24 protein-coding genes, 5 pseudogenes and 3 CRISPR repeat arrays (1 of these 32 only partly in view) are annotated in these 17037 nt (G+C 30.5%); all 29 genes and pseudogenes read left to right on the top strand.

The genetic code is table 11. The annotated features are described in order from the left end of the window. Positions 1–1273: 1273 nt before the first annotated feature. Positions 1274–1444 (top strand): hypothetical protein, encoded by a 171-nt coding sequence (locus PWK10_RS16250; RefSeq protein ID WP_274766747.1) that lies wholly within the window; start codon positions 1274–1276, stop codon positions 1442–1444. Positions 1445–1449: 5 nt separating this feature from the next. Beyond that, complete coding sequence (locus PWK10_RS16255; protein ID WP_274766748.1) at positions 1450–1587, top strand: hypothetical protein; 138 nt, start codon at positions 1450–1452, stop codon at positions 1585–1587. Continuing rightward, positions 1587–1838: a nucleotide exchange factor GrpE gene (locus PWK10_RS16260; protein WP_274766749.1), complete on the top strand. Its 252-nt coding sequence runs from the start codon at positions 1587–1589 to the stop codon at positions 1836–1838. Before PWK10_RS16255 ends, PWK10_RS16260 begins: the two co-directional genes overlap by 1 nt. After that, positions 1829–1969: an Hsp70 family protein gene (locus PWK10_RS16265; RefSeq protein ID WP_274766750.1), complete on the top strand. Its 141-nt coding sequence runs from the start codon at positions 1829–1831 to the stop codon at positions 1967–1969. The genes PWK10_RS16260 and PWK10_RS16265 overlap by 10 nt, the downstream gene beginning before the upstream one ends. Before the next feature lie 53 nt (positions 1970–2022). Beyond that, positions 2023–2514: an Hsp70 family protein gene (locus PWK10_RS16270; protein WP_274766751.1), complete on the top strand. Its 492-nt coding sequence runs from the start codon at positions 2023–2025 to the stop codon at positions 2512–2514. Between the two features lie 55 nt (positions 2515–2569). Further along, positions 2570–3307 (top strand): annotated as a pseudogene (locus PWK10_RS16275) (Hsp70 family protein); the annotation flags it as partial. A 106-nt stretch (positions 3308–3413) separates the two neighbouring features. Next, entirely contained in the window at positions 3414–3545 is a 132-nt protein-coding gene (locus tag PWK10_RS16280) for a hypothetical protein (RefSeq protein WP_274766752.1), read from the top strand. Positions 3546–3560: 15 nt separating this feature from the next. Beyond that, a complete protein-coding gene (locus PWK10_RS16285) occupies positions 3561–3728 on the top strand; it encodes a hypothetical protein (RefSeq protein WP_274766753.1) in 168 nt (55 codons plus the stop codon). A 118-nt stretch (positions 3729–3846) separates the two neighbouring features. After that, positions 3847–4185 carry a hypothetical protein gene (locus tag PWK10_RS16290; RefSeq protein ID WP_274766754.1) on the top strand — a complete coding sequence of 113 codons (339 nt, stop codon included), beginning with the start codon at positions 3847–3849 and terminating at the stop codon, positions 4183–4185. 20 nt (positions 4186–4205) lie between these two features. After that, complete coding sequence (locus PWK10_RS16295) at positions 4206–4679, top strand: hypothetical protein (protein WP_274766756.1); 474 nt, start codon at positions 4206–4208, stop codon at positions 4677–4679. Between the two features lie 294 nt (positions 4680–4973). Further along, a CRISPR array of direct repeats spans positions 4974–5783; the repeat unit is 37 nt; unit sequence GTAGAAATGACCTTGACCTGATTGAAGGGATTATCAC. Between the two features lie 103 nt (positions 5784–5886). Continuing rightward, a pseudogene (gene cas1 / locus PWK10_RS16300) lies at positions 5887–6674 on the top strand (CRISPR-associated endonuclease Cas1). A gap of 106 nt (positions 6675–6780) precedes the next feature. Continuing rightward, positions 6781–6933, top strand: a complete 153-nt coding sequence (cas2, locus tag PWK10_RS16305; protein WP_274766757.1) for a CRISPR-associated endonuclease Cas2 — start codon at positions 6781–6783, stop codon at positions 6931–6933. Positions 6934–7090: 157 nt separating this feature from the next. Then, on the top strand, positions 7091–7333 hold the full coding sequence (locus PWK10_RS16310; RefSeq protein ID WP_274766758.1) for a hypothetical protein: 243 nt from the start codon (positions 7091–7093) through the stop codon (positions 7331–7333). Positions 7334–7347: 14 nt separating this feature from the next. Then, a complete protein-coding gene (locus tag PWK10_RS16315; protein ID WP_274766759.1) occupies positions 7348–7911 on the top strand; it encodes a reverse transcriptase domain-containing protein in 564 nt (187 codons plus the stop codon). A gap of 26 nt (positions 7912–7937) precedes the next feature. Further along, positions 7938–8150 (top strand): hypothetical protein, encoded by a 213-nt coding sequence (locus PWK10_RS16320; RefSeq protein ID WP_274766760.1) that lies wholly within the window; start codon positions 7938–7940, stop codon positions 8148–8150. 154 nt (positions 8151–8304) lie between these two features. Next, a complete protein-coding gene (locus tag PWK10_RS16325; protein WP_446715393.1) occupies positions 8305–8811 on the top strand; it encodes a TOTE conflict system archaeo-eukaryotic primase domain-containing protein in 507 nt (168 codons plus the stop codon). 95 nt (positions 8812–8906) lie between these two features. Next, complete coding sequence (locus PWK10_RS16330; protein ID WP_274766762.1) at positions 8907–9227, top strand: hypothetical protein; 321 nt, start codon at positions 8907–8909, stop codon at positions 9225–9227. Positions 9228–9480: 253 nt separating this feature from the next. Then, a CRISPR array of direct repeats spans positions 9481–10284; the repeat unit is 37 nt; unit sequence GTAGAAATGACCTTGACCTGATTGAAGGGATTATCAC. Between the two features lie 508 nt (positions 10285–10792). Beyond that, positions 10793–10888, top strand: a pseudogene (locus tag PWK10_RS20180) (hypothetical protein); the annotation flags it as partial. Positions 10889–10954: 66 nt separating this feature from the next. Beyond that, a complete protein-coding gene (locus PWK10_RS16335) occupies positions 10955–11302 on the top strand; it encodes a hypothetical protein (protein WP_274766763.1) in 348 nt (115 codons plus the stop codon). Between the two features lie 5 nt (positions 11303–11307). Then, positions 11308–11835, top strand: a complete 528-nt coding sequence (locus PWK10_RS16340) for a hypothetical protein (protein ID WP_274766764.1) — start codon at positions 11308–11310, stop codon at positions 11833–11835. 162 nt (positions 11836–11997) lie between these two features. Then, the gene (locus PWK10_RS16345; protein ID WP_274766765.1) at positions 11998–12147 is read left to right on the top strand and encodes a hypothetical protein; all 150 of its coding nucleotides are present in this window, start codon (positions 11998–12000) and stop codon (positions 12145–12147) included. Then, positions 12132–12803 (top strand): hypothetical protein, encoded by a 672-nt coding sequence (locus tag PWK10_RS16350; protein ID WP_274766766.1) that lies wholly within the window; start codon positions 12132–12134, stop codon positions 12801–12803. Before PWK10_RS16345 ends, PWK10_RS16350 begins: the two co-directional genes overlap by 16 nt. Before the next feature lie 181 nt (positions 12804–12984). Beyond that, positions 12985–13438, top strand: a pseudogene (locus tag PWK10_RS16360) (DUF1848 family protein). Continuing rightward, positions 13435–13686, top strand: coding sequence for a DUF1848 family protein (locus PWK10_RS16365; RefSeq protein WP_446715394.1), 252 nt, complete (start codon positions 13435–13437; stop codon positions 13684–13686). The pseudogene PWK10_RS16360 and the gene PWK10_RS16365 overlap by 4 nt, the downstream one beginning before the upstream one ends. Beyond that, a pseudogene (locus PWK10_RS20185) lies at positions 13677–13847 on the top strand (hypothetical protein); the annotation flags it as partial. The gene PWK10_RS16365 and the pseudogene PWK10_RS20185, both read left to right, overlap by 10 nt. A gap of 85 nt (positions 13848–13932) precedes the next feature. Then, positions 13933–14223 carry a DUF697 domain-containing protein gene (locus PWK10_RS16370; RefSeq protein WP_274766770.1) on the top strand — a complete coding sequence of 97 codons (291 nt, stop codon included), beginning with the start codon at positions 13933–13935 and terminating at the stop codon, positions 14221–14223. A 145-nt stretch (positions 14224–14368) separates the two neighbouring features. Further along, positions 14369–14521, top strand: a complete 153-nt coding sequence (locus tag PWK10_RS16375) for a hypothetical protein (protein WP_274766771.1) — start codon at positions 14369–14371, stop codon at positions 14519–14521. Further along, a complete protein-coding gene (locus PWK10_RS16380) occupies positions 14509–15057 on the top strand; it encodes a hypothetical protein (RefSeq protein ID WP_274766772.1) in 549 nt (182 codons plus the stop codon). The genes PWK10_RS16375 and PWK10_RS16380 overlap by 13 nt, the downstream gene beginning before the upstream one ends. 294 nt (positions 15058–15351) lie before the next feature. Beyond that, positions 15352–16542 carry a TIGR02221 family CRISPR-associated protein gene (csx2, locus tag PWK10_RS16385; protein WP_446715395.1) on the top strand — a complete coding sequence of 397 codons (1191 nt, stop codon included), beginning with the start codon at positions 15352–15354 and terminating at the stop codon, positions 16540–16542. 263 nt (positions 16543–16805) lie between these two features. Further along, positions 16806–17037: a CRISPR direct-repeat array (repeat unit 30 nt; unit sequence GTTCTTAGCCTACCTATGAGGGATTGAAAC) (it continues 461 nt past the right edge of the window).

Raw genomic sequence — 17037 nt, forward strand, 5'->3', positions numbered from 1 at the left:
TTTCACGTAAGCAGGGATTGTTTTTTATTTGATTGCACTCCAACTGATATTTATTATGGTCAAGCCATATTTTAAATATTTTTATTCCATCAATATCATTGTCCCAAAGAGCTCTGAAACAATATTTGCCATTCGACGAACCCTTATATAAATTAGGGTAATTAAATCCATAATTATTATTGTGAAATAACACACCAATTAAAGCGGAGCTATTGTCTTTGCCTTTACTATATGAATTTATTTTTTTACCATTTCTAATATTTGAGAATAAATAAAATGTTTTGCTTCAGGATTTTGAGAGATAAGATTTTGCACTTCTTTAGTTACAAATTTTTTGTTTGTAAATAATCTTCAAGAAGAAATATGCCAAAAGCATTTAATGCTACATATGTGGTGTTATTTATATCTACTTTTTCAAAGAAAAACGAGTTGTTTTCAATAAAATCTTTTTCTTTGTTATTTAGTTCATTTATGTCAACCTGTAAATTATTATTAATTTTTTTATTAATTCTAAATGAGTAAGCAGTGCTTCGATGTCTATTTTTATTGGAATAGGAGGTATTTTCATTAGGACGGTAGCATCTTCATATATGTATCCTGTAGAATAACCAAAAAAGATCCAGCAGCATATCCAAGATATGTAATGAGCTTATATCCTCCTATAGGAGCAAAAAAGTGTCTATTGTGTTGTATTTTAATAATTCGGATGATATTTCTTGCATAAAGTTACCTAATGCTCTATTTAGTTTAATTTTATCATTTACATCTACATAATCGATTTTTATTAGTTTAACATTTGCATCATAAAGCTTTTCAAAAATTTTCTTGTTGATTTCAGCTGCTTTTTACCGCTTATAGTGTCAGTATGTAATATTGTTATATTTGGCTTATCTTGTAATTCGTTTTGCTTTTGAAGTGCATACAAGATTGAAAATTCAGCACTTACTTTGTTAGGGTTATTTTCAATTCCCTTTATAATATTATTTATATTTATCTTTTCAAGTATATGTTTTTTGTTAATTCTGGATACAACTCGTGTATTATGTTATTTTTATTAAATAATGAGATTCCACCTGTCATAATTATATTTTTATATTTTATTTTCATGCTAATCACCTTTTTATTAATGTAATTTTAAACAATATATTACCATAACAAGTAAATATATACAATTATATAAAAATTATATATTAGTGCAAAAATATGAATATAACAAGTTATATAATAAACTTGCATCGCTTTGGTGCAAGTTTATTTTTTAGGAGGTGGGAATTTGAATCTTTTGAATGAAATAAAGAAAATAAAAAATATTGACCTTGAGGGAATCGATGAAGAATTGGAGACTATCGATGAAGAAGTATTAATAGGAATAGAAAACAAAAACATAATTGAAAGGGCTGTAAAAAGAGCCTTCAGGGAATCGAATGGATATCCCAGGAATTAGAGAGCTTGTCTAAAAACATTGAAAAGCTAAAGGAAAATGAAATAAACTTATTAAAAGCCGTTATATATATTTATGACTACATCGATGGAATAATAATGGCCTTAATTAAGAGCGGAAAAATTGATGAAAAAACATATACTTAATGGACAAGGCTGCAGAAATACTTAACAAATTTGAAAGCGAATTGAAAAAGGCAGGGGTGATTGTGGAAAAAAGTGAATATAAAAAGTTTGACACCTATCTGCATGAGATAATTGCAACGGAAAAGAATGATGAATGGGAGGAAGGAACTATTCTTCATGTTATCAAGAAAGGTTTTATTTATAACGGCAAAATTTTAAGAAAAGCAAAGGTTATAACATCAAGTAAAGGAGATGATATAAAATGGCCATAATTGGAATAGATTTAGGAACATCCACCTGCGAAATTGCTTATTTTAAGGATGGTAAGCCGCAAATAATTTTAAACGACAAGGGTGAAAGGATAACCCCTCCTATGTTGGGATTGACACCAATGGCGATATAGTTGTTGGCCAGGATGCAAAGGACCAATTTATAGGGAGACGACAGTTTACAACCATGGAATTTAAAAGACTTATGGGGACAAATGAGAAGATTAGATTAGGGGATAAACTTTACTTTCCAGAAGAAATATCTGCCATAATGCTTAAATATTTAAAGGAATGTGCAGAAAAATATTTAAAAGAGGAAGTTACCGAAGCTGTAATTACTGTTCCTGCAAATTTTAACAATACCCAAAGGGAAGCTACTTTAAATGCCGCTAAACTTGCTGGGCTTAAGGTTGAAAGACTCATTAATGAGCCAACAGCAGCTGCCCTTGCCTTCGGACTTAAAAATATTGATAAAAATTTAAAGGTTTTAGTTTTTGATTTTGGCGGTGGCACATTAGATGTTACTGTTCTTGAAATATTCGATGGGGTTATAGATGTAATGTCAAGCTATGGGGATCCATTTCTTGGAGGAAAAGACTTTGATGAGAGACTATGCGAATTTATAATACAAGAGATGAAAAGGCGAATTAATTTTCATGTAGCACAGGATGATTTTTGACTATGTCTAAAATTAAAGCTGCAGCAGAAGAGGCTAAAAGAACCTTTCCTTTGATAAGGAGGCCTTAATTGTTATCGAAAACGTATATAGCAATGGAAATATTATTGACTTTAAGATAAAGATTTCGAGGGAAGAGTTTGAAGAAATGGTTTTTGACTTAGTTGGAAGGGCAGGATACATCATAGATAAGGCGTTGGAGGATAAGGATTTAAGTTATGATGATATAGATTTAGTGCTTATGGTTGGTGGAACTACAAGAATACCCCTTGTTAGAAAATATGTAAAGGAAAAATTAAATAAGGACATAAAGACCGAAATAAACCCAGATGAGGCGGTGGCACTAGGTGCAGCCATTCAGGCAGCAATTATGTCAGGTAAAATGGATGAAGAAAAGGGTTTAATGATAACGGATATTTGTCCATACAATTTAGGAGTAGCAAGCGTTGCAGAGATAAATGGTCAGCTTTTTGCGGATGTATTTTCAAAGATAATTGAAAGAAATACTACTATTCCAACGTCTAAATCAAAGGAGTTTTATACCCTTTATGATAATCAAACTGAAGTAGAAATAAAGGCCTATCAAACGCTTGATAATGATTGCTTGTTCGTTGATGATGCAACCTTTATTGGAAGTTTTCATTTAAGCGGTATACCGGAGAATAAAGCTGGTAAAGAAGCTATATTAGTTGAGTTTTCCTATGATTTGAATGGGAATATAAAAATCACTGCTACGATAAAAAGCAATGGAATATCGAAGGATTTAGAGATAAAAATCAAAGCAGCCTATCTTTAGATCAAGTTATTGAAAAGATGGATGCCATTGATGATTCATGGAAAAAATCTAGATTAGCTTCAAAATATAAAATAACAATCGAAACAGCTGAAAAAAGATAAAACAAATGGATGATATTAAGTTGAAAAATGAACTTTTCGATTTGGTTGTTAAACTAAAAGAATATATAAAAAATGAAGATGAAGAAAATGCAGATTTAATTGACGGAAGGATTTTGGACTTTATTTTAGATATCTAAAACGGAGGGTTTAAAGTGTTACAAAGTATCATAAATAAAGGCTTTTATTATGCCAAAAAGGGAGATTTGAAAAGGGCTCAAAGAATTTTTGATTTTATCATAAAAACAAGGGAATATACTCCTGAAGTATTGCATGCTTCAGGAGTGATACTTTGTATTATGGTGAATTTAAAAAGGCATTAAAATTATTAAAATTCAATGCAAAAACAACCTTTATCAACCCTCTAAAGAGATAGTAGAAAATATTGAAGAAATTAAAAAATATGTAGAAGATTTTAATAAGGCTTTAAACGAATTCAAAATGAACTCATTTAATAAGGTAATAGATTTGTTGGAGAACTATAGACAAAGAGGATTTTTAACTTATGATGCACAAAAGCTTCTCACGTTGGCCTATTATAAGCAAAAGAGGATAGATGATTGTAAAAAGCTGTTAAAGGAGATAGATGAAATATATCCCTTTAATGATTTCACTAAAGAAGTATATAAAGAACTAAATGGACTTTATTATAACGCTAAAAAGTTTTATGAAAAGGCTGTATTGTGTTTGTTATTAATCGTGATGCTTGGTCCGATGTATTTTATTGGCTTTAGAAATAAAGAAGTGAATAAACCGAAAAAATACATGCTTATCATGTAAATGACAAGTTTTATGAACTTTTGAAAAACTACTTAGAAGGGGATTATTGTGGGTTTGAAAAAACAAAAGGAAAAACGGATTTAAGGGGATTTAATGAAAAGGAACTGTTGATTTTTAATCTAATTCAGAAGCAATATGAACAAATTGATTTAAGTTACTTTTACAATCAGGGGTTGAAAGCGTTTAGGAAGAAAGATTATAAAAGAGCATCAGAGTATTTTGAAATTGCAAATAAGATTCAAAGTGATAGTTACTTAAAAGAGCATATATTGTTCTTCTTAGCTTCTTCTTATAAATATTTCGATAAAGAAAAAGCCATTTGTTACTACAATGAATATATAAACAAATATATTGACGGATGTTATAGAGCAGAAACTTTATATACATTAACGTTAATATCAACTGATAAAGCTGAAGCCTTTAGATATGCTTTGCAGATTGAGAAGGAATATAAAGATACGATTTATTATAATTCAAAAATAAAAAGATTTTGAGGGAATATAACTAAAAATTGAAAAGACATGTTTTTGTTAGTAATATATGGAATTTGTTAAAATTATTTGTTATAATAAATCTAGGCAAAAGTAATCAAAAACCCCCAATCACTTTTTATACATAGGGGTTTTTGAAAACCACTACATCGCAGAAAAATCAAAGCTTGGGAGGCAATTTTTTCAATATACAATCTGTGTATAAAACTTATTTTAACAGCTAAAAAAGCGATTTTAAATAGGTTTTCAAAAACCACATTCTCAGGCTAGATTTTTCAATGCCTCCCAAGGGATGCCGTAGAAATGACCTTGACCTGATTGAAGGGATTATCACAGGATAGCATCTTCACCCCTTTCATGTAAAGATTAACAAAGTAGAAATGACCTTGACCTGATTGAAGGGATTATCACATTCTCGAGACAGTCCCTAGCCCTGCAAATAACTCCTAACCGTAGAAATGACCTTGACCTGATTGAAGGGATTATCACTGCCCATTCTGTGTTGTCCTGGTTGTCGTTGGCTTACCAGATGCGTAGAAATGACCTTGACCTGATTGAAGGGATTATCACTAAATACTGTGAACCAAATTGATTTATCCATTCAATCAGTAGAAATGACCTTGACCTGATTGAAGGGATTATCACTAGGATCATAGCCTTCTTTTTAGCTGCAAATATTTTATTTGCGTAGAAATGACCTTGACCTGATTGAAGGGATTATCACTCAAATTTGTTCTTTTGTTGTTCTATATAAATTTTCTTTAGTAGAAATGACCTTGACCTGATTGAAGGGATTATCACACCAGATATGTATGTGACTAGTCGTCGTTGTTGTCGTGCCAAGTAGAAATGACCTTGACCTGATTGAAGGGATTATCACAAGTTCATTTAATATTCTTTTTGCAATATATTCTTTTGGTAGAAATGACCTTGACCTGATTGAAGGGATTATCACATTAAATCGAGATATTTCTTGTTTTGAATTAAGTAAACTAAGTAGAAATGACCTTGACCTGATTGAAGGGATTATCACCTCCTAATAGGAGAGAACTTCAAGGCTATTTCTGGATGTAGAAATGACCTTGACCTGATTGAAGGGATTGAGCAGCTTTTGCTGCTATTTTTTGTGCAAAAAATATGAATGTGCAAAATTATAAAATTGACCTAGAGGAGGTGAAAGTTTGGAGGATCTTTATGTTGTTGAGCAGGGGTGTGTTATAAAAAATTTGATGAACAATTTTTGGTAACAAAGGGCGGGATCAAAATATTTTCTGTTCCTACTTACAAGGTGGACAAAATATTATTGTTCGGCAATCAACAAATAACATCTCAAGCTCTTGCTTTAGCCTTTGAAAACAATATTGATGTTTTATTTTTATCGACAAAAGGGAGACTAAAGGGAAAAGTATACCCCAATATATCAAAAATGTTTATTTAAGATTTGCACAGTATGAGTGTTGGCGTGATAAAGAAAGAAGATTAAAATTAGCAAAGATATTTATAAAAGGGAAAATTGTTAATCAACAAAATTTATTAAAGCGATATAAAATCTATGATGAAAGATTGGAAGGATTAATGTTAAATGTTGAAAGAGCAAAAGATAATGAAGAACTATTAGGTATAGAAGGATTAGCAAGCAAATATTATTTTGAAGATTTAAAGAATATAATTCCCAAGGATTATAACTTTGATGGCAGAAACAGAAGACCACCTAAGGATGAAGTGAATAGCTTATTGAGTTTAACATATACGATGGTTCTTAATGAAATAATTTCTCAGGTTGAAAGAAATGGCTTAGATAGCTATGTTGGCTTTTTACATAGTATAAAATATGGTAGACAATCTTTGCCATTAGATTTACTTGAAGAATTTAGACAGTATTTTTGTGATCTATTTGTTATTAAACTTTTAAACAGAAAAGAGATAACAAAATTAGACTTTTATTTTGATGAGGATGGTGTTTTCCTTAAAGAGAATTCATTAAAAAATACATATTAAAATTTAATAATGAAATGGAAAAGGTAAAACCTTTAATAAAAAATCAAATTAGTCTTCTTAAAAATTATTTTATACGAGGTGAAGAATATATGCCTGTGGTGTTAAAATGATTAAAGGGATCATATCCTATGATATTAGTATAGATAGGTATAGAAACAAATTAAGCAGGATACTATCCAACTATTGCACAAGAATACAATATAGCGTTTATCAATTTGAACTTGATGAAAAGATATATAAAGATATGCTCAAAAAATAGAAGCCTTTTATAGAAATTACTTAAGATATGCCTATACATCGGCAAATATAGATGACATTACAAGAAGTATTTATATATTTTTATTATGTGAAGGGTGCTTTAATAGGAAAATCGTTTTTGATAAAAGAGTCAAAAATTCTAATAGGGAAATGATAATATGAAAAAGTATATGATAAAGAACAAAAATAAATTCCGCGAGGTAGTAGTTTATGAAGATGATGAACTTAGATTAAGAAAAGAATTAAAAGAAAAGTTAGAAAAATATTTTATCTTTCCACCTTGCGTATTTTCATTTATTAAAGGCAGATCTGCTAAAGATGCAATAATATTAGCCAAGGAATATATAAATCAATACGATTATTTTTTCAAATGTGACATAAAGGATTTTTTCCTTCAATAAATATAGAAAAACTTTTGAATTTACTTAGAAAAAGGGTAAATGATGTTAAATTTTTTAAAGAATTAGAAAAATTAATAATCGAAGATAACAAAATAGCTGATTTTAAAGGATTACCTTTAGGAAGCCCCTTAAGTCCTATTCTATCTAATGTTTATCTTGAAGAATTTGATAATTATTTTTATAAAAATAAAAAAATACGATATCTAAGGTTTTGTGACGACATGATATTTTTTAGCAATGCTAATATACACGATGAAATTGTTAACAAACTAAAAGAATTAGGTCTAAACTTAAATGAAACAAAAACTATTTTAGGTGCTAAGGGAGATAGTGTAAAGTTTTTGGGAATTATAATAAATTTTAAAAAGGTAAGGGTAGATGATGATAAAATGAGGGAACTTGCAAGCAAAAACCTAAATATTCCAGGTTATTATAATAATTTAATTGATAATAACGATTTAATTGCTTTGTTAGATGCAGTAAAAAATAAAGATGAAGAAAAGTTTATTTCGGTGTTAAGTGAACTTAACAAAGAATTATTAAATGATAATGTGATAGAAAGATTAAAGAAAAAATAGAAGTTCAGCTTGGTGAAAAACATAAATTGGCTTTTCAATATATACTTTTTAATAACAAGGATGAAATTATAGAAAAATTAGTAGAAGAAAACAAATTTTATTTAATTGAGGAATTTGAAGAACTCATAAGGCAAATAGAAAACAAAAACAAGTATATAAGAGAATTTATTAAACTGTTTTCAGGGAGAAAGAGCGTATATTTTGTAACTAAAAATGGTAATAAAGATTACCAAAAATAAACGGAGAGATAGATGATGCATTAGTAAAGAAACATTTTAATGGACTAATAACTCTTGCTGTAAGATTAGACTGCGAAAATGGAACTAGCAATAAGCTTGTTTTTGATATTGACTGTATAAATGATGTGCAAAAGCTTTTAATGTTGCTAAAGAAATAAAAAGGGAATTGATGCATAAGGGATACGAATCATATATCGAATTTAGCGGTAAAAAGGGTTATCATGTTTGGACTTTCTTTAAAGAAACTATAAAAATAAATTTATTAGAAAAAATAGCAAAAGAGGTATTAGAAAATGTGAATTATAAGGATGTGAATATTGAAATAAAACCTAAAGAAAATATTATAGTTGATACAGAAAATGTAATTAAATTGCCGTTAGGATTGCACCCTGAAACTTGTAAAAGGACGGAATTTTTAGAAATTAGCAGCCTTAAAGATATAAAATTAAATGAATATTATAGTTATGCCGATGACAATGTTTTCTTTGAAAATTTAAGGCAAAATTACAATGAAGCTTATAAAATAGCGGTAAATTGTAAAGTAATAAAATATTTGCTGGAAAACGGTATAAGAAAAAAGCATTTGACTCATTTTGAAAGGCTTTTACTTTTATATGTATTTAATTACATAGAAAAAGGGAAGGACTTTATCCATTTTTGATGAGCCAAATGGATAATTATAGTTTTAACATCACAGAGAAATTTATTAACAAAGCACCCGAAAGGCCAATATCTTGTAAGAAAATCAGGGAATATATGAAGGATAATGATATAATATCAGAATGCTGCTGTAAATTTGAAATACCAGAGGGTGTTTATTCAAGCCCAATTCTTTATTCTGATAATGCAGAGTTTTTTAAAACATCTGTTGAACTTTCTATAAAAGAAGTAGTTGATGAAGTATTAAAATTAAAATCCCAAAGGGAAGAATTAGACAAAAAGATAACTCATTTAGAGAGAAAGCTAAATGTTTTGTTTAATATTTTAGGCAAAGACGAAGTAAATATTGATATTGGAAAATTAAAAAGAATAAGAGAAAATGAAGAAAGTAAATGGATTATTGATATAAAATTTTGAATAATGTGGAATTTTAGACGAGATATTGTTATAATTATACATAGGAAAATCAATCAAAAACCCCCAATCACTTTTTATACATAGGGGTTTTTGAAAACCTCTACATCGCAGAAAAATCAAAGTTTAAGAGGTAATTTTTTTAATATACAATCCATGTATAAAACTTATTTTAACAGCTAAAAAAGCGATTTTAAATAGGTTTTCAAAAACCACATTCTCAGGCTAGATTTTTCAATACCTCACAAGGGGTGCCGTAGAAATGACCTTGACCTGATTGAAGGGATTATCACAATCTAAAGTCGTCTATCATGGCTTCAAATGGTTGTCCGTTTGGTAGAAATGACCTTGACCTGATTGAAGGGATTATCACCTGATGTTGCTATTGCAACATCAATGTTGTCCCATGTTTGTAGAAATGACCTTGACCTGATTGAAGGGATTATCACGAGCCACCATGCTTTCCATTGCGGAGACAGCCTCCTCAACGTAGAAATGACCTTGACCTGATTGAAGGGATTATCACCACAACCGCTGCTGTGTCAGCATGTCCAATGGCTGATATAAAGCGTAGAAATGACCTTGACCTGATTGAAGGGATTATCACTGCTCACCTGTCTTAGCAATTTACGCATGGGCTAACCTGAAGTAGAAATGACCTTGACCTGATTGAAGGGATTATCACCCTTCTTTCTATAATATCTATAACAGCTTTTATTATTGGGGGTAGAAATGACCTTGACCTGATTGAAGGGATTATCACCTGCGGAGACAAATCCCCTTGAAAGTTCTTCTTGAAGTAGAAATGACCTTGACCTGATTGAAGGGATTATCACACCTTCACTTGACGCGCCATAGACGCAGTTTGGCCTAGTAGAAATGACCTTGACCTGATTGAAGGGATTATCACTCTATCATCAAGCGCCGGCTTAAACAAAATCGTCTTAGTAGAAATGACCTTGACCTGATTGAAGGGATTATCACCTTCATTGGCATTATGGCCATGTTTTCACCTCCTTTAATGTAGAAATGACCTTGACCTGATTGAAGGGATTAATAGAATTGTTCGATTATGCAGAAAAATATGAATGGGTAATGTTTTATAATTGGATCAAGAAGAGAGGTGATTTACTGGAGAAGGGCATTTGTGGGGAAAGTCAATTTGACTTTATGTGCGAATTTTTCGCACATAACATAAGGCTTTTTAATGCCTTATGTTAAGGTAGCAATCTTTGGTTGCTACCTGGCTGAACTTTTAGTTCAGCATAAAGGCTTGAGCATAGCCTTTGCATTAAGAAAGGAGAGATAATTATGATCATTTAAAATACAGTGCTAGGCAATGGTGCTTAGCATACCAGCTTATAGGCTGGAGCCAATAGGTATCAAACCTATTGGCATTTTTGTTTTTAAATAAAAAATCTATACAATGATGCAAAAAATATGAATTTATAAATGCTTATAATTAATTTTGTGATAAGTTTTGGTTGTGAGGTGTTATAAATGAAGGATTATTATCAAATTTTAGGTATACAACAAAATGCCACCCAAGATGAGATAAAAAGGCTTATTTTAAAAAAGTTAGAATCCACTCGCCGGAAAAGGATCCTGAAAATTTCAAGTTAATAAGGGAAGCATACGAAGTTTTATCCAATGAAAAGCTTCGAAGGGCTTATGATACAAGTGGATATCAAGAGGAAGCTAAAAAGAAAATTGAGGAAGCAATTAAACTTATGGATGAAAATGAATTTGAAAGGGCATCAGTTATTTTACAAAAATTAATGGATGGTGATGTTCGCTTTGCTATATGCTATGTATTGATGGCTTCATGCTATGTAAGGTTAAACTGGCTTGATAAGGCAATAGATATTCTTGAAGATGCTCTACAGGATGATTGCTTAGATGTAGTAGAACAAATTGATATAGCTTTTATACTCATAAATATATTGATTAACTATAGGATGACACACCGAGATGTGAATGTTGTAGATTATATAGCTAACATATACTACGAGGCTGATGAATATGTTAATTCCAAAATTATATCCTTTATCAATGAATCTAATGAGACAAAAACATAAGGGCTATGTATTATTATATATGGCTATATAATTATTTAAATGAAGAAAATGATGAAGATGAAGATGAGATAATGAAGTATGAAGAAACTGCGTGGGATTATGTTGATATTTTAAGGGATTTAGACAGCCTATACAGGGATAGAAAATTAGATATAGAATTTAAAGATCTTCTTATCTATTTACACGAATATAGACTTATGGCAGAAGAACAAGATAGTAGAAATGTATTTAATAATATAGTTGTCAAATTATATGGTATTGGTGTCGGAAGGATAACAAGAAATATAGAAATTCTTAAGACTTATTATAATGACGTATATGAAAAATACAGTAAAGAATTGAATACTATATTGGCTACAATAAAAGGAATTAAAGAAAAGGAAGAGCAAAATCAACAATCCTTTAAAAGTAATTATCAATACAATCAAACCGAACCGACAGTTAAACAACAAACACAAAATAAAAATGATGATGGATACGGAGGGTGCTTATTTCTAATATTATTGCTAATATTTTTCTTGTTTCACTGTTAATTTAAAGCTCTATGTTATTGACAATAAATATAACAATTGTTAAAATATAGATGTAACAAAATATAAATTAAAAGCACTCTCCTATAGATTTTGAAATTTAAAGTGGGTTTACGCTATAAGTGTGCCCATTTTTAGAAAATAATCTATAGGAGGTTTTGTTTTATGAAGGTAAGATTCCAATTGCTCTCATGGCAAAATGTTAAAAGCGATGTCATCTCAGTTTTCAATCTTAGAAAGGCAGAGGTTGAGATTTTGGAGAGTTTAATTTCCAAAAAGATGATGAAAAAATCCTTGCTATGGTTGACAGATTAAGCAGAAAGAAAAATTTACAATGTAGCATCGATAACACTATAAAGGCAGTTCTTAAGGAGAAGATGACATATCTTAGCGGCACCAAGAATTTCAATAGCTATGATAAAGTTAATCAAAAAATTTTTCAAATACCGATAAATCCCCTTTATCTTGACAAAAACTCAATAGGGCTAAAAAGCTATAGGGTATTTATAGATTTTCTAACAAGATTAAGTAGCATAGATAGCACCACTGCACTGGATGAAATAATCGATGCTTTGGAATTAAAATCTGAACGCAAGGGATTAGACAACGTTAATTTAGAGCTAAAATCAATAATCCTTAGCAAAAGCAGCGTTTATTCATATTCAGGGGATAAAAAGATACTTAATCTAATTGAATACTTATCAAGAATACAAAACAGCGGATTAATAAAGGAAATTGAAAAAATATTATTCTGCAACAAAGGGAAGGTTGAATTTGTAGATAAATATGCAGAAAGATATGTAAACAAGATATTTATAGAAACAAGAAGAGCAGAGTTTGAAGCATACAAGGTGTCAAAGGAAGCTCTAATAAGAGCAGCATGTGTTCACTATGTTTACAACATATTATGCAGCATATGCTATAAGGCAGCAGTTAAAAGCGCTGTAATTATAGTAAACCAAGGCGCTTAAAGCCTTAGTTTACATCATATATGCATTAGTGTTTATAGATACTCATTATTGATTTTAAATTAAATTTTATTAAGATATAATAAAGTTAAGTTAATTGAATTGCTTATTTGAGGAGTGAAATATTATGATAATTAGCGCCAGCAGAAGGACGGATATTCCTGCCTTTTATTCAGAATGGTTTATGGAAAGAATCAGAAGGGGTTATGCAACATTTGTTAACCCCTTTAATGCAAATCAAATAAACAAGGTATCCCTTAAAAGGGAGGATGTCGACGTTATAGTTTTTGGACAAAAATCCAAAACCTTTAATGAAGCATTTGGATGAGATCGATAGATTAGGATATAAATATTATTTTCAATATACACTAAACAACTATTCAAAGGTTTTTGAACCTAATTTACCTCCTTTTGAAGAAAGAATAAAAACTTTTAAAGAGCTATCCGATAGGATAGGAAAAGAAAAGGTAATATTAAGGTATGATCCGATTATATTATCTGATATCACTCCATTTGAATTTCACTTGAATAGCTTTAGTAGGATAGTCAAGGATTTATCAGGATATACCAATAGGGTAGTTATAAGTATCTTTGACGATTATAGAGGGGCATCGAGAAGGTTAAAAAGGCAGGAATAAATGTATTTGAAAATCCTTTTAATCATCCAGAGTTTAGGGAATTTATTAAATCTTTGGCGAGTTTAGCAAAGGCTCATGATATGGAAATTTATAGCTGTGCAGAGGTTGTAGACCTTGAAGAAGAAGGGGTTTTACATGGCAAATGTGTAGATGACGAATATATTAAAAAGGTGTTTAACATAGATGTTACAAAAAGAAGGATACGGGACAAAGAAAGGAATGTGGCTGCGTTGCAAGTAAAGATATAGGAGTTTTTGACACCTGCCCCCATAAGTGCATCTATTGCTATGCAAATATGTCCGAAGCTTTGGTGGATAAGAAAAGAAGGGAGCATGATCCTAATTCCCCATCTCTTGTTGGATGGCATGATGTAAAAGAAAAGGAAGATTATGAGCAAAAAGTTTTTTGATCTTTTGTGATTTTTGCTTTAAGGAGTGGTTTTTGAATATTGATGAAGTTCTAGAAAGGATAAACGATGAGATAAAAAGGAATACTTGGAGGATAAAAGGGTCGAAAGGGTTATAAAGTTTTGTTCTGCTCTATGTGCAGGAATAGCTCTTCAACCTATTCCTATCGCTGATTTTCCTATATTAACAACCATCGAAGTTGCCATGGTTATGAAGATAGGGAATATAAGAGGATTTCAAATTTCAAGGGATAGAGCATTAGATATATTAAAGGAGATTTTAGGTGTTGTAGGACTTGGATATTTAGCAAAGTCGGGAATAATATTTGCCTATAAAACCTTCATTCCCTTCTTAGGAGGATTTTTACCATTCCGTTAGTATATGGTGCTTGTTATGCTATAGGAAAGGTTGCGGACTTTTATTTTGTCCAAAAAGATCGGGAAATCCTATAAATAAAAAACAACTTCAAGTTATATACAAAAGAGAATTGGAGGAGGGAAAAGGATAGGGAGTGAATTAAAAAATGAAAACAAAGATAAGTAACTTATCAAAACATATAAAAAATATTTACGGCAAAGTAAAGGATGATCACCTTAAGCCAATTTTTATATCCTTATTAAAATCAAAGGATGATTTTCAATATACCTTTGATACAAAGGACCTTTGGAAGCTATAAGGAGGGCTTATCCTGATCTTAAGGATTCATCAGTAGAAGATATTGGGAGGTATATAAACAGCTTAGACGATGCACAGCTTAAGGGGTTTATAAACAACCTAAAGGGGGTTTATCATGAGATAAAATTTGTTGAATTTGAAAATAAAGATAAAGACCACTACTTTGCAAAGCTTTTTACTGAAACAAATCACCCAGGTTCTGATGTTATTCTTTACAATACAAAAACAGGAGAAGTTGAATATCTTCAACTTAAGGCGACGGATGATATAAACTATATAAAAGAAGCAATGGTAAAATATCCTGATATAAGAATTGCTTCAACTAAAGAAGTGGCAGAAAGGCTACATATAGATACTACTGGTATGTCAAATGAAGAAATAACCAAAACAGTTAAAAGGGAAATAGAAAGAATAAAAGATTATGGGGATAAAGATTTAACAGATTATATTCCCAAAGGCTTGTTTTGGTATACGTTGTTTCAGATATATCCTTTGTTTTTAGATTATAAAAACAAAAAATATCCTTTGAAGAATTAAAAAATAGTTTAAAAACTATTTTAGGGTATAGGCTTACCAATTTTTTAATCTTTAGCATATTACTTAGTATTCCCTTTGTTTCCAATATAACAATGCTTTTTTAATCTATAGCCTTCTTAAAGAAGGTTACGATATTTTTAAAAATTAATAAAATATATTCACAAATATACAAATATTTGGTAATATCGAGTTTAGGGGTGGTTTTATGGGTAAAAAGTTTATTAGCATTCTTGGAACAAACGATTACCAAGAAACCATATATAACTTGGGGATTTTACATTTAAAACATCATATATTCAGGAATTTTTAACAAGGTATTTTTGTAAGGATTGGGATAAGGAAGATAAGGTGATTATATTTTTAACGGAGGATGCAAGAAAATTAAATTGGAATAACGAGCTAATATCAACAAGAAGATTAAAGACCAAATTAGAATCTTTAAAGGATGAAGGATATGGCTTTACAATTTTGGACAAAGATATACCAGAAGGAAAGAATGAAGAGGAAATATGGCAGATTTTTAGATGCATATTCGATGAAATAGAAGAAGGGGACGAGGTAATATTTGATATAACCCACGGATTTAGATCTTTACCAATGCTTGCTCTAACTGTTTTAAACTATGCAAAGGTTGTTAAGGATATAAAAATATTAGGAATATATTATGGGGCATTTGAACTTAACAAAAACAGGGATTCGGAATTTATAGTGCCTGTTTTTGATCTTACTAATTTCGATTCAATACTTGAATGGTCCTATGCAGTTAATGCATTTTTGAAATACGGCAATGCAAAGCATATAAGCGATGTTGCAAATATAAGCTTAAGGGAAAAGTTGATTCAAAGGGATCCTGATGCAATAGCAGTAAGGAATTTTGCTAATTCATTAAACAATTTCACAAGCGCGATTTTAACTTGTAGAGGAAAATTCATAGAAGGTTTTGGAGCGGAAAAGTCAATTTATTCAGCATATCAAAATATGAAAAACAATTTGATGGATGTTAAGGATAGATGCTCAAAGGGACCTTTACAAATGCTACTTCCTTTATTTGATAAAATAGAGAAAAGGACAAAGAACTTTGACTCGCGGGACAATTTACACATAGGCATTGCAACTGTTGGATGGTGCATAGAAAATGATTTGATTGAACAAGCTTATACTGCATTAGATGAAGCTGCTATTACATATGTTTGCCAAAGATTTGGATTGGATGAAACTAATTCTATTCACAGAGAGGAGATAGTTGCAAAAGCTCTTAATATAAAGGCTTTAAATAGACCAAGGGACACTTGGAAGATTGATAAGGAGTATGAAGAAAAGATAGCCGAATTGGTCGATAAAATCGATAAAGATTTTGCAGATTTTTATCAAAGTATAAAGGGAATAAGAAATGATTTAAACCATTTTGGATATACTGACAATGTAAAAAAGATTAGCGATTTTAAGAGGGAGATTAAAAATTTATATGATAATTTTAAAAAATAATATCAGATAAATAGGCCCTTTGGGGCTTTTGTTTTTAACTGAATTTCCTGTGGTTTTCGTTTTTATGATTATGCCTTTACAAAGTTTGTATTTTTCATAGTTAGGAGGATTTTTGAATTTGTCGTCGACCTCCAATCCTGCAAAAAGTGCTGGGGATCGACGACAAAAGAAAATGAGCATTCTCAAGGGTTTGAAGATTTTGTTAACAAAAAATTCAAAATTGACAAAATTTTCAAACCCAGTTATAATAAGCATTGAACGGGGTTCTTAGCCTACCTATGAGGGATTGAAACATAGTTAATCCTTCCATATTTTACACCTCCTTCAAAAGGTTCTTAGCCTACCTATGAGGGATTGAAACATTGAAGCAGCATTAAATCCTGAGAATAAAAATTTGGTTCTTAGCCTACCTATGAGGGATTGAAACTTGTTTTTCTAAATATGCTCCTTCAAATTGTATAAATGTTCTTAGCCTACCTATGAGGGATTGAAACT

This window comes from Caloramator sp. Dgby_cultured_2, from assembly GCF_028872215.1.
Classification (GTDB): domain Bacteria; phylum Bacillota; class Clostridia; order Clostridiales; family Caloramatoraceae; genus Caloramator; species Caloramator australicus.